10 protein-coding genes, 1 tRNA gene and 1 pseudogene are annotated in these 11,453 nt (G+C 69.4%); 6 read left to right on the top strand and 6 right to left on the bottom strand.

The window, feature by feature from the left end; genetic code table 11:
* Window positions 1-1,247: hypothetical protein (locus ACFVZH_RS39115; RefSeq protein WP_384905249.1), on the bottom strand; the 1,247-nt coding region annotated here is incomplete at its 3' end.
* Window positions 1,248-1,540: 293 nt separating this feature from the next.
* Window positions 1,541-1,614 (bottom strand) — tRNA-Ile (locus ACFVZH_RS39120).
* Between the two features lie 140 nt (window positions 1,615-1,754).
* Between ACFVZH_RS39120 and ACFVZH_RS39125 the strand changes: the two genes are divergently transcribed.
* On the top strand, window positions 1,755-2,345 hold the full coding sequence (locus ACFVZH_RS39125; RefSeq protein ID WP_384905251.1) for a hypothetical protein: 591 nt from the start codon (window positions 1,755-1,757) through the stop codon (window positions 2,343-2,345).
* 615 nt (window positions 2,346-2,960) lie between these two features.
* On the opposite strand, the gene ACFVZH_RS39130 is transcribed toward ACFVZH_RS39125, so the two are convergent.
* Complete coding sequence (locus ACFVZH_RS39130) at window positions 2,961-3,365, bottom strand: hypothetical protein (RefSeq protein WP_384905253.1); 405 nt, start codon at window positions 3,363-3,365, stop codon at window positions 2,961-2,963.
* A gap of 202 nt (window positions 3,366-3,567) precedes the next feature.
* On the opposite strand from ACFVZH_RS39130, the gene ACFVZH_RS39135 reads away from it, so the two are divergent.
* Together ACFVZH_RS39135 and ACFVZH_RS39140 are read left to right on the top strand one after the other, a co-directional pair.
* A complete protein-coding gene (locus ACFVZH_RS39135) occupies window positions 3,568-3,801 on the top strand; it encodes a hypothetical protein (protein WP_384905255.1) in 234 nt (77 codons plus the stop codon).
* 69 nt (window positions 3,802-3,870) lie between these two features.
* A complete protein-coding gene (locus tag ACFVZH_RS39140; RefSeq protein WP_384905256.1) occupies window positions 3,871-4,221 on the top strand; it encodes an STAS domain-containing protein in 351 nt (116 codons plus the stop codon).
* Window positions 4,222-4,381: 160 nt separating this feature from the next.
* Here ACFVZH_RS39140 and ACFVZH_RS39145 read toward each other — a convergent pair whose 3' ends face one another.
* On the bottom strand, window positions 4,382-5,005 hold the full coding sequence (locus ACFVZH_RS39145; RefSeq protein WP_384905258.1) for a hypothetical protein: 624 nt from the start codon (window positions 5,003-5,005) through the stop codon (window positions 4,382-4,384).
* Window positions 5,006-5,363: 358 nt separating this feature from the next.
* Between ACFVZH_RS39145 and ACFVZH_RS39150 the strand changes: the two genes are divergently transcribed.
* Together ACFVZH_RS39150 and ACFVZH_RS39155 are read left to right on the top strand one after the other, a co-directional pair.
* Window positions 5,364-5,960 carry a hypothetical protein gene (locus ACFVZH_RS39150; RefSeq protein ID WP_384905260.1) on the top strand — a complete coding sequence of 199 codons (597 nt, stop codon included), beginning with the start codon at window positions 5,364-5,366 and terminating at the stop codon, window positions 5,958-5,960.
* A 301-nt stretch (window positions 5,961-6,261) separates the two neighbouring features.
* A complete protein-coding gene (locus ACFVZH_RS39155; protein WP_384905262.1) occupies window positions 6,262-7,857 on the top strand; it encodes a S8 family serine peptidase in 1,596 nt (531 codons plus the stop codon).
* A gap of 229 nt (window positions 7,858-8,086) precedes the next feature.
* Here the strand turns inward: ACFVZH_RS39155 and ACFVZH_RS39160 are convergent, their stop codons facing one another.
* Window positions 8,087-8,896 carry an ExeA family protein gene (locus ACFVZH_RS39160; protein ID WP_384905264.1) on the bottom strand — a complete coding sequence of 270 codons (810 nt, stop codon included), beginning with the start codon at window positions 8,894-8,896 and terminating at the stop codon, window positions 8,087-8,089.
* A gap of 600 nt (window positions 8,897-9,496) precedes the next feature.
* On the opposite strand from ACFVZH_RS39160, the gene ltrA reads away from it, so the two are divergent.
* Window positions 9,497-10,756 carry a group II intron reverse transcriptase/maturase gene (ltrA, locus tag ACFVZH_RS39165; RefSeq protein ID WP_384905266.1) on the top strand — a complete coding sequence of 420 codons (1,260 nt, stop codon included), beginning with the start codon at window positions 9,497-9,499 and terminating at the stop codon, window positions 10,754-10,756.
* An 88-nt stretch (window positions 10,757-10,844) separates the two neighbouring features.
* Here ltrA and ACFVZH_RS39170 read toward each other — a convergent pair.
* Window positions 10,845-11,287 (bottom strand): annotated as a pseudogene (locus tag ACFVZH_RS39170) (transposase); the annotation flags it as partial.
* Window positions 11,288-11,453 lie beyond the last annotated feature (166 nt).

Raw genomic sequence — 11,453 nt, forward strand, 5'->3', positions numbered from 1 at the left:
CCACCGAACCAGGCTCCACCATCCCCGCAACGACCCGAGCCGAACATCGAATCGCTCTTGACTCCCGGACGGGGGAAGTCGTGCGACAGCCTCGTGAGTATCCGCTGGGCGCGCCGGTTGCCCAGGCCGAGGCGTTTGAGGGCCTGGGCTTTGCTGAGGCCGAGGCGGGCGAGGAAACGCAGCTCGTGATCGAGCAGGTCGGGGTTCCAGGGTGGCTGGTGGTGGGGGTTGCGGATGCCGCTGGGTGAGACGGCGGGGTCGTCGATGGTTTCGTCGTCCCAGGCCAGCGGGGGTGCCCAGCCCTTGGATTGGGCGCGCCGTCGGGCGGCGGGGGAGGGGCCGGGCTGGTGGGACAGCTGCTCCCAGGCAGCCAGGACCGCACCGCGCAGGGCGGGTGTGCTGCGCGGGCGGGGGGTGGTGGCGAAGGCGGTGAGCGTCTTGGCGCTGATGCCGCCGGCCTCACCGATTTCTCCCAGGGTCCAGCCGGCCGCGCACAGGGCGTACAGGCGCCGCAACAGCCCGGTATCGGTGACCTGGGTACGGCGCGGGCAGGCGGGCGGGGGAAGCTCGTCCAGGGCAAGGATCCGCCGGCCCACAGCGGTGTGGATGCCGCGCCTAGGGTCGCGGCTGTGGTCCAGCAGGGCGGAGGCCAGGGTGCTGGGATTGACGCCCGCGGTGCGGGCGATGAAGGCACAGCTGGCGCGGTCGTAGCGCAGCTGCAGGGCCCGCAGGTGATCGATGACCGGCCGCAGATCCATCGTGTCGCTGCGGCGCGCAGCGGCCGCGGGCAGGATGAGGTCCGGGTCCAGGGCCAGGAGTTGTCGGGCGGCGGCTTGCTGGATGCGTCGGGGCCGGCCGGCTGCGACATCGTGCAGTGCGGCCGCCAGCGTGCTGGGCGACATGCCGGCCGCCCGGGCGACAGCGGCCTGCGACAGGGCGGGATGCGCGGCCAGCAGCGCCCGCACATGATGCATGGCCGGGGCTGCGTCGGTGGACTGGCCGCCGTAGCCGCGCTCACGGCACGGCAGGTCGGCCAGCTGGAGCGACAGCAGGCGCCGGGCGACTGCCGGGCTGACGGTGCGCTCTTCACCTGGGCCGTGCCGGGCGTCGGACAGCAGGGACTTCAGCGTGGAGGAGGTGACACCGGCGTGCCGGGCGAGGGCCGCCACCGGCAGATCCGGGCGCTCAGCGATCAGATACCGCACGTGCTGGATGACGGGGGCGGCGGCGGTACGGTCGGCTCGCATACAGAGGTTTCCCGAAGATTCAGGCAGGACGGTCAGGCAGACATGCTGACCGAACCCTACGAGCCGATGCGGCAGATGAGGCAATCCGGCGGCCCTGGCACAACACCGCCCAGTCAGCCGCCTCACGGACCGGCCGCCGCGCCCCTTTCGCGGTCCCAGCTGTTTGCGCCGGATGCTGCCGGCAGGCGAAGAGGCACCGCCCGCATGAGCGGCTCGGCTGGTTCCGGGGTGTCCTTGACGGCGTGTTGCCTGGGGTGAGGGTGCGCCGAAGGCCGACGACGAGTGGGTGGGTGTGGGGTGGGTGGGACTTGAACCCACGGCCGGCGGATTATGAGTCCGCTGCTCTGACCAGCTGAGCTACCACCCCACCGCACCTCGAGTAGAACACGTGACCGGTTCTGGTGTCCCGCCAGGGCTGAGCATGGGATAGAGCCGCTGGCCGGGACAGCCGGGAACGTGCCCCGCTGTGCGTGTGCGGGGAGCCTGGTGCGGGGTGACGATGAGGGCATGTCCGCTCCGGCAGGCGGGGGTGACGAGGGCGCGGCGCGCCGGGTACGGGTGCTGCGTCTGGAGACGCTGCGTGACATCGAGGCGCTGGTGCGCGAGCTTGAGGAGCTGCGCGGTGAGCTGCTGGTGTGCGAGGACGGTGACGGGGAGCGGGTGCGGGACCTTTTGCACGCGGCGGGGGTGATGGGTGGGGTGTGGCTGGACGACATCGCCTGCCGCTTCGCCGAGACCGACCATGACGCCGATGAGCTGTTCGCCCGGGCGTGGCAGTTCGTCGAGGATCTGGAACTGGCCCCGGAGGGCTTTTTGACCAGGGACGATCCTGCCTTGTTCACGACGTTGCGCGGCTCGGCCGCGGGCATGCTGGCCCGGCTGTGGATCACCGGCTACCTCCTGGGTCCCGTCCCCGAAGACGCCTGGCCCGACGAAGAACTGGCCGTCCTGCTGCTGCGAGCGCTCGAGCACCACGCCGACGCCCGCGCACTGACCGAAACCCTCGACCACCACAGCCCGAGCCGTGACGCATCACTCCCGGCCGGGAAGCCCGGAAATGATGAGGAACCGGGCGGAACGCAGGCGGAGCCACCCTGACCGTCGGCCTCCCCGGCATACAGGCAGACCGTTCTCGACGCGATCCAGCCACGGCTATAGCCGCTTCAGCGGAGAAGGCACGCTTCACGCGTGGGTCACGTCCCCTCATGTGGTGTAGCAGCGATCAAGCGCAAAGCCGCAGGTCATGACAGGAATGAGAGGTGTCAGCCGCCCCCGTTCCCCTGACGGCTCGTCAGCCTGTGTCATCGGCACAAATGACCACCAGCTTCCACCTGAGAGAGGCTATGGAGGTCGCTACCGCGAAGATCGCGGCTACACCACTCGGCGGGACACCATCCACGCGTGATGCGGCGCCGCTGTGACTCGTTGACGATGACGGACGCGTGACGTGTTCCCCTGTCACATGGAGAAGCGGCCCCCTGGGGGCTCTGGATACCACCCCCGGCCAGAGCCCCCACCCCACCCTCCAGCCGCCACCTGGGCCACCTGCCCGTGGTGGTGAAAGGCATGGCCGAACACACCAGCGAACCCGGCCGCACGTGCTCCGTGACTTCCAACTGGCGGCCTCCCCTCCCGGGGCGCCCGTCGCAGCCACGGCCGGACCTCCGCCCCAGGGCATCAGCCTCCTGGGAGGAGCAGGGGGACTCGGGGCCGCTATCCCGCAGCGCCGTATGCAGCGCGGGCACCGTCGTTCCACAGCACCGACCGGGTGGGGGAAGGGCGGGCGAACAGGCCCACGGCGTGGTGCCATGAGGTGCGGTGCATCGCCGCGGCCAGGGCCTCGGAGGCTTCCTGCGCCTCGCCCAGGCTGCGGTGGGCGCGGTGGTGCGGCAGCAGAACCAGCCAGGCGCCCTCCCCGACGGGGGCGAAGAACGCCAGATGGACGCGCCACTGCGGGCGTGAGGGTAGCGGCCGGGCGAGGAACAGCAGCCCCCGGCCGGCGAACACGGTCCGGGTGTAGGACTCGTCGACCAGGGCGCGGTCGAAGAACGGGTTTTCGGCCCGCCGGGCGGCCAGCCGGACGTGGGAGAGATCATCCAGCCGGAACGGCTGCTGCACGCGCACGGACCCTCGTATCGGTAAAGGGTGGCGGTGCCGCCGCCCCGGTCTTGTATTGCTCACATCCCGCCTCAACGCTCGCTCACGCTGTCAGGTGCCCGCCCCGGGCAGCGGGTGTCGGTTTGGGCTGGTATGCGGCAGGGAGGGTCGGCACACTGAAGGGCAGTATCACCCTGCACAACCCTGTATGGAGGTGGTGGCGATGCCGCACACCAGCGTGTCCGTCCAGCTGACCCCCGACGGTTACACCGTCACCTGCCCCGGCACCCACATCACCGGACACGGCCCCACCGAAACGGCCGCGTGGAACGACTTCTGGACCGCCTACCACGCCCAGTGGAAACCCCCCACCCCCCTCACGGCCCCCGAAAGTCTCAACGGCCCCCAGCGCCGACGCACCATCCGCACCCTGCGCGTCCGCGACCTCTTCGGCTGACACAGCCCCCCGCTGGGGCACCACCCCGCCCCCACGGGGCAGCCAGCCGCCCCCGCAGGGAGACCTGGAATGAGCGCTCATGTCCTCGTGATCCACGACAACCGCCAGGCGGTTGCGTACGTGACCGGCGAACTCGATATCGCCACCGCGCCCCGCATCCGCCAGGCACTCCTCGACACCATCCACCGGCACGAGCAGGTCATCATAGACCTGGGCCGGCTCGAGTTCTGCGACTGCGCCGGCCTCAGCGCCCTGATCACCGCGCACAAGACCGCCCGCGCGCACGGCACCGCCCTGGCCATCCGCAACATTCCGCCCCAACTCACGCGGCTGCTGCGCTGTGTTCCTCACCCCCTGCCCCTAGAACCAACCGATCCACGTGGCGTGCCCGCCCGCGAGTTCCCTGCCCGCAGCAGGTGAGCGCTGCGGACCAGCGTTCTCACGGCAGTCCGCCGAAGCAATTCGGCGGACTGCGCGGGGACTGTTCACGACGACGAACAGCACCGCCCGCTGGCAAGGCCCTCTGCCGAAGGCGCCGCGATCGGTCGGCGGGCGGCCGGGGATCGACCGGCCCGCCGGGTCAGTGCGGGGTCAGGTGTTTGATTTTGATCCAGTCGCGGGTGCGGCGGCCGGGCCGGTAGGGGCTGGAGAGGTGTTTGGCGACCACGCCGTCGTAGCCGTCGGCGCGGGTCTGCTCGAGTGCCTGGGCGGCGGGTGCGAGCCAGGCCGCGGGTGCGGCGATGTGGGGGCCGGTGGGGGCGAGGTCGTCGAGGAGGTCTCGCCGGGAGGTGTAGGGCAGCTGGATGACCGGCTGGCCCAGGTGCAGGATGTCGAAGATCATCAGCTGGACGGGTAGGTCTTCCAGGGCGTGGGTGACCGCGTCGGGGTGGTGCAGGTTCATCCGCTGCTGCAGTCGTTCCATCGACGGCTGGCCGTCGTCGCCGGGGGTGATGATCTCCCCGTCGAGTATCGCTTCCGGCGCGGGCAGCATGCCGGGCAGTACCTGGAGCTCGGGGTATTGGGCGGTGACGTCCATGCCGGTGGCCGACCACAGGCGCACGCTGCCGTCACCAGGCAGATGGGCAAGAACACGGGCACCGTTCCACAGGGTCTCGTAGGCGTACTCGGCTTCCGTGTCCGGCCCCGGCGGCGGGCCGATCACGGCGAGCATCGGCGACAGCAGCACCGGCACAGCGCCAGACATGGCTGCTGAGGACAGATGCCCGCTCATCCCTCCAGTCTGGCCCCGGCGACACGCTCCGGCCACCCCCACCCCCGGCCCCCACCGGGAGAGAGAGCGGGGAGCGTCTGGGGTGTGGACTGGACGGCCGTGGCGTATGTGTCGTCAGCAGTGCCGCAACCGTGCTCCGCCGCTTGGCGGTATGTCCCGGAATGTGTTCTTGGCCGGTTGGTGGTTTGCTCTGCACGTCGGCAGACCCGGTGTCCGGTGATGCCGTTCACCCGTCTGTTCCCCGCAAGGCTCAAGGAGGAGTCCCGCATGTCCGTCTACACCCCCCCAGCAGATCAGCCAGCCCCAGACCCAGCAGCCCTACGGCCAGCAGATGTCCCCGCAGCAGCCCTGGGGCCTCCAGGCCCAGAACCAGCAGCCCTGGGCCCAGCAGGGCCAGGGACAGTTCGGCCAGCAGCAGCCGTTCGGCATGCAGGGCATGCAGCAGCTGCCGCTGCTGGTGACGGAGCTGGCGCTGCGCTGTTCGGCGAGTGCGGTGTCCGCGGTGGTGGAGCAGCTGCGGATGGACCCGCAGATCCTGATGGGCATCCAGGCGCAGGGGCAGATCCCGCCGCACGCCTTTGGCCAGGTGCTGACCGAGTGCGCCCGCCGCATCGCCCCCCTCGTGCACACCGCGCTCACCCAGATCACCGGCCAGGGCCAGCAGGGCCAGACGGGGCAGTTCCCCGGGCAGGGGCAGTCCGGCCGGTTCCCCGGCATGCAGCCGCAGTACGACCAGATGCCCGGCATACAGCCGCAGGCTCAGTTCGGCGGCCAGCTGCAGGGCCAGGCCAGGGCCAGGGCCAGTTCCCGGGCTTCCCGCAGTACGGCCAGATGCCCGGCCTGGGCATGTGAGCGGCGGCCGGGCCGGGCCGCTGCCTCTTCCCCGCAGCGGTCCGCCCGGCCAGGCTTGGCCTCTCCGCGTGGGTGACCAATCCGGGCGGGGACGGCCGTGGCGTGGGTGGGAGCGGTGGCACGTCCGCTCCCACCGGCCAGGTTTTCAGGCGTGCGCTGGGTGTCGGATTCTTCGAGACGGCGGTTGGGTGATGAGTGAGCAGGGCGGCGGCGTGAAGCCGGGCAACGGCGACAAGGGCACGAAGCCCCACGATGTGCGGGGTGCGGCGGCCACGCCGTCCGGCGAGCCGGCGAGCAGATCCGGCCAGCGGGGAGAGCCGTCAGAGCCCCGTGCTGCCGGGTCCGGTGGCCGGCGGGTGGGGTGGGGACGGTATCTGGTGGCGCTGCGTCCGCTGGGCCTGCTCGCGGGTGGGGTGCCGCCGATCGAGGCGTCGGCGCTGTTCACGCTGTTGGAAGAGGACCCGGACGTGGAGCCGGTCGCGCAGGTGCGGCCGTCGCGCTCCCGGGGGCTGGGGGCGATCGCGGAACCGTATCCGGCGTGTCCGCCGGTCGCGGTGGTGCTGATGCCCGAGGAACGGGCCCGCGCGCTGGCGGCGAACCAGCAGGTCGTCGTGGAGATCGACCAGCCCCTGACCTACACGCCCGCCTCCTGGGCATCGGCCAGCCTGGGCACGGCCGCACCGGTGAGCGATCCGGCACTCAGCGTCCCACTGGCCGAGCCCGCGCGGCTCGGCGTGCAGGTCCAGGGTAGTGAGGGCGCAGCCGTGGCGGGTGCGCATGTGTGGGCGATCGGGACCGGCGCCACCGCCCACGCCATCACCGGCCCGGACGGCCGGGCCGAGCTCATCCTGGCCGCGGACACCCCGGCCACGGTCAAGGCCGTGTACGTCCGCCCCGCCAGCGACTACTGGCCGCTACGCCTGGATGATCCCCGCCTGCGCGACGGCGCAGAGACCACGACGGTCAAGCTCACGGCACTGACGGAGACGTTCGAGGGCTTTCCGGACCGGGCGGTGACCGGCTGGGGGTGGCAGGCGATGCGGCTGCACCAGATCCCGCCCACCTACCGTGGCCACGGCATCAAGATCGCCCTGATCGACTCCGGCGTCGACATCACCCATCCGGATCTGAAGGACACGGTCCACACCGGGTACGACTTCACCCGCCTCAGTGGTGAGAGGAGCTGGCACACGGATGCCACCGGGCACGGCACCTGGTGCGCCGGGATCATCGCGGCGGCCGACAACCGCACCGGGATTACCGGCATCGCCGCCGAGGCCGAACTCCACGCCCTCAAACTGTTCCCCGGCGGACACGTCAGCGATCTGCTGGAAGCCGTCGACTACTGCCTCACCCATAGCGTCGACATCGCCCAGCTCAACCTCGCCTACCCGCTCCCCTCCCAGTTGGTGGCCTGGAAGCTCCTCGACGCGCACACGGCCGGGACCGCCCTGATCGCCCCGGCCGGCGACACCGCCGGCCCCCTGACCCAGCCCGCCGCCCTGCCCCACGTCCTGGCCGTCGGCGCCCTCGCCCACACCGGCACCCAGCCCGCGGACAACAACACCCTGCTGCAGCCGACCTGGCCCGGCCCCTACCCGACCCCGTTCACCGCCACCGGCCCCGGCGTCGACCTCGCCGCGCCAGGCGTCGCTGTGATCACCACCGCGCCCGGCGGCGGCTACACCCCCGCCGACGGCACCGCGATCGCCGCCGCCCACGTCACCGGCCTCGCCGCCCTCCTCCTCGCCCACCACGACCACCTGCGCACCCACGCCACGCCACACACTCCCGCCCGGACCAGCCAGCTCTACACCCTGCTGCGCACCGCCTGCCGCCCGGTTTTCGCCGCCGATCCCGCGCGCACCGGCGCCGGCATCACCGACGCCCCCACCGCACTCGGCACCACCACCTGGCAATACAGCCCCACCATCGAACAACCGTTCACAACCGCCGGCCACCCGCATGCCTGAAAACCGGCGGTACCGCCACCGTCCGCAAGACTCCGTGCCCGGCGCGCCGACTACCTCCCGCGCCGGGCACGGAACCCTGACGGCCCATGCCTGTTGCCCGGCGCTGAAAATGCCGACGGGTGCGGCGTTGAAGATGCCGATGGGTGAGGACGGGGACGCCCCGCTGGGGTGGTCCCAGCGGGGCGGTTGTCGGTGAGGTGCCGGTTTGGTCGGCAAGGTGTCGGTGGGTTCAGTCGAGGATTTCGGTGACGGCGGACTGGGCGGCTTTCTCGTCGACGATGGACTTGCCGCCGGCGAATGTGGCGACGAGGGATTGCAGGCAGAGGTTGTTGACCGCGCGGGGGAAGCCGCGGGCGGTGGTGTGGATGAGGGTGATGGCGTCCTCGGTGAACAGCTGATCGGCCCGGCCGGCGAGGCCGAGGTGGTGCTTGATGTAGCTGGCGGTCTCGGTCGCGGTCATGCCCGGCATCGTGTAGCGCAGGGCCGTGCGCTGTTCGAGGGCGGCCAGGACGGCGAGTTTCATGGTGCGGCGGAGGGTGGGCTGGCCCACGAGCAGGCAGGACAAGGGTGAGTCCTGGTCCATGGCGGTGTTGGTGAGCATGCGGATGGCTTCGAGCTGTTCGTAGCTGAGTAGGTGGGCCTCGTCCAGGACGAGGACGGGGGTTCGTCCGCGTTCCTCGCGTTCGGCGGTGAGCGCGTGGCCGGTCTGGGCGGTGAGCCGGGAGCCGAGGTGGGCGGGTGGCTGGCCGAACGCGGTGACGATCGCTTCGTGGATGCCGCGGACCCCGATCATCGGGTTGGGCAGGTAGATCACGGTGTGTTTCGATGGGTCGAGGCTGTGCAGGACGGTGCGGACGGAGACGGTTTTGCCTGCTCCGACCTCGCCGGTGACGACTCCGATCGAGCGTTCGGCGATGCACCAGCCGATGCGGGCGACGGCCTCGTTGTGGGACGCGTGGCGGTGGAGCATGCCCGGGGCGAGGTCGCGGCCAAACGGCATGCGGTTGAACCCGTAGTGGGCCTGGAGTTTTTCAATCACGATGTTTCTCCTGGTCTTGTGTCCTGAACATGAAAGGGAGTTGGTTGTAGGGCAACTTCTGGACGTGATGCTGTGTGGAAGATGAAGGTTTTGGCCCTTCGGAGCCGCCCTGTGGGGGGAGGCTTCAAACCGCCTCATGCTGCGTTGGCTGAAGACCGTCGTGGTGAGCGATGAGGAAAAGGCGTCGTAAGAGGCGTCAGGTGGGGACCGGGAAGACGAACGCAAGTGAATCGCTGCTGACGTGTCGCAAGGAAAACAGACGACATCAAAACCGGGGTGTGACCAGAACTCCGGGATGAGCCTGGCGGGTGCCCGCTTATTGGCCAGGTGGTGTCCGGCATGTAGGCGACGTGAGTCCGGTCTGCGGCTTCCGCATGGAACAGGAGAAGGCAGGACCCGATACCGCCCGCCGCTCAGCGGTGGGTGAGAGGGAGTGCCCCAAGCAGCAGATACTGCAAGGGGGCGAGTACCGACGCGGGTCCTGCTGGCGGACCGGCTCGTAGTAGTGATGAAGCCCCTGTGACAGGGGTGGAGCGAAGGAGCCGGGCCGTTCGTGACTGAGTTGATCGCATCAACCGGACAATGTCCGGGAGGAGTCCGATGGGCCAGTTGAAGTCATCGACCAAGCCGTTTGAGATTTCGAAGTGGGAAGTCAAGGAGGCATGGGAGGAAGTCAGGGCTAACAAGGGTGCACCCGGCGTGGACGGACAGAGTATCGCCGACTTCGAGAAGGACCTGAGGAACAATCTTTACAAGGTCTGGAACCGAATGTCTTCGGGCTCATACTTTCCACCTCCGGTGCGCGCGGTGGCCATTCCCAAGCCGCAGGGCGGGGGCGAGAGAATGCTTGGCATTCCCGCTGTCGCTGACCGTGTGGCTCAGACCGTGGTGGCACGGCATCTGATGCGAAGGGTGGAGCCTGTTTTCCACCCGGACAGTTTCGGATACCGGCCTGGACGGTCCGCTTTGGACGCGGTAGGAAAATGCCGGGAGCGTTGTTGGAAGCGGGACTGGGTGGTGGAGTTCGACATCGCCAAGTTCTTCGACAGCGTGCCCTGGGACCTGCTGGTCAACGCGGTGGAGGCGCACACCGACGCCGTTTGGGTGAAGCTGTACGTGCGGCGGTGGCTTGCCGCCCCGCTCGTCATGCCCGACGGCTCCCTGCTGGAACGGGAACGCGGGACCCCGCAAGGGGCCCCAGCGTCTCCCGTCCTGGCGAACCTGTTCCTGCATTACGCGTTCGACGTCTGGATGGCGCGGGAGTTCCCGTCGATCTGGTTCGAACGCTATGCGGATGATGCGGTGCTGCACTGCGTCACCGAGCGCCAGGCCCGCCAGGTCCTGGCCGCGCTCACGGACAGGATGGTCGAAGTCGGGTTGCAGCTGCACCCGGACAAGACCCGGATCGTCTACTGCAAGGACGGCAGCCGCCGCGGCTCCTACGAGCACACGGCGTTCACCTTCCTCGGGTACACGTTCCGCGCCAGGAAGAACCGGACTCGGCACGGGAACCTGTTCCTGTCCTTCGAGCCGGCGATCAGCAGGGACGCTCTGACGAAGATGGGGCGGGAGCTGCGGTCCTGGCACCTGCACACTCGCTCGGAACTCTTTTTCCATGAGCTCGCCCGCAGGATCAACCCTGTGGTGGCGGGCTGGCTCAACTACTACAGCCGTTTCAGGCCGTGGGAGCTGATCCCCTTCGTGATGCGCATCAACGCCTACCTGGTGCGCTGGATCCGCCAGAAGTACAAACGACTCGCGGCCAAGCGGAAGGCCCTCGCGAAGATGCAGGAGATCGCCCGGCGATACCCCCGCATGTTTACGCATTGGCGCCTGACCACGGGTGCCGTATCAGCTTGATGATCAGAACGGCAAGAGCCGTGTAACGGGAGACTGTTACGCACGGTTCTGTGAGAGCCGAGGGGTGAGATTCCCCTCGGCTACTCGGCAGCGAGACGACCAAGGGGGTGCCGTGCCGGTCGACGATCAGGTGGTGCTTGCTGCCCGGACGCGCGCGGTCGACCGGCGAAGGTCCGGTGTGAGCCCCCCTTTGAGGGCCCGGACGTGGGAGCCGTCGATGGCCGCGTCGTTCATGTCCAGCAGACCCGCGGCCCGCAGCTCGGCCAGCAGTACCGCGTGCAGCTGCGGCCAGACGCCAGCTTCCGTCCAGTCCCGCAGACGCCGCCAGGCCGTCACGCCACTGCAGCCAACCTGTCCAGCTGGAACATCCCGCCAGCTCACGCTCTTGCACAGCACGTAAACGATGCCCCGCAAGGCGGCCCGGTCATCCGCCGGCAACCGGCCGGGATACCGATGCCGCCGAGGCGGACGAGCAGGCAACAGCGGGGCCACACGTTCCCACAGGTCATCAGGCACAAGATCAGCAGACACCCAACAGATCCTGCCGATACAACACCCAACTGCCAACCCTCACAACGAACTTCATTCTGAAACGATCAGTTACGAGCTGGTGCGTGATTGCGGGTGAGCGTCCGTGCTGGTGGGTGGCATGATCCGGGCTGTGACGATCATGGCCAGTCGGACGGTTCTCGCGCAT

This window comes from Streptomyces sp. NPDC059534, assembly GCF_042743475.1.
Classification (GTDB): domain Bacteria; phylum Actinomycetota; class Actinomycetes; order Streptomycetales; family Streptomycetaceae; genus Streptomyces.

Excerpts from the sequence above, each read along its gene's own strand:
- ACFVZH_RS39140 (WP_384905256.1), top strand. The coding sequence starts at position 3,871 with ATGAGCGCTCATGTCCTCGTGATCCACGACAACCGCCAGGCGGTTGCG.
- ltrA (WP_384905266.1), top strand. The coding sequence starts at position 9,497 with ATGGGCCAGTTGAAGTCATCGACCAAGCCGTTTGAGATTTCGAAGTGG.
- ACFVZH_RS39145 (WP_384905258.1), bottom strand. The coding sequence starts at position 5,005 with ATGTCTGGCGCTGTGCCGGTGCTGCTGTCGCCGATGCTCGCCGTGATC.
- ACFVZH_RS39135 (WP_384905255.1), top strand. The coding sequence starts at position 3,568 with ATGCCGCACACCAGCGTGTCCGTCCAGCTGACCCCCGACGGTTACACC.
- ACFVZH_RS39125 (WP_384905251.1), top strand. The coding sequence starts at position 1,755 with ATGTCCGCTCCGGCAGGCGGGGGTGACGAGGGCGCGGCGCGCCGGGTA.
- ACFVZH_RS39150 (WP_384905260.1), top strand. The coding sequence starts at position 5,364 with ATGTCCCCGCAGCAGCCCTGGGGCCTCCAGGCCCAGAACCAGCAGCCC.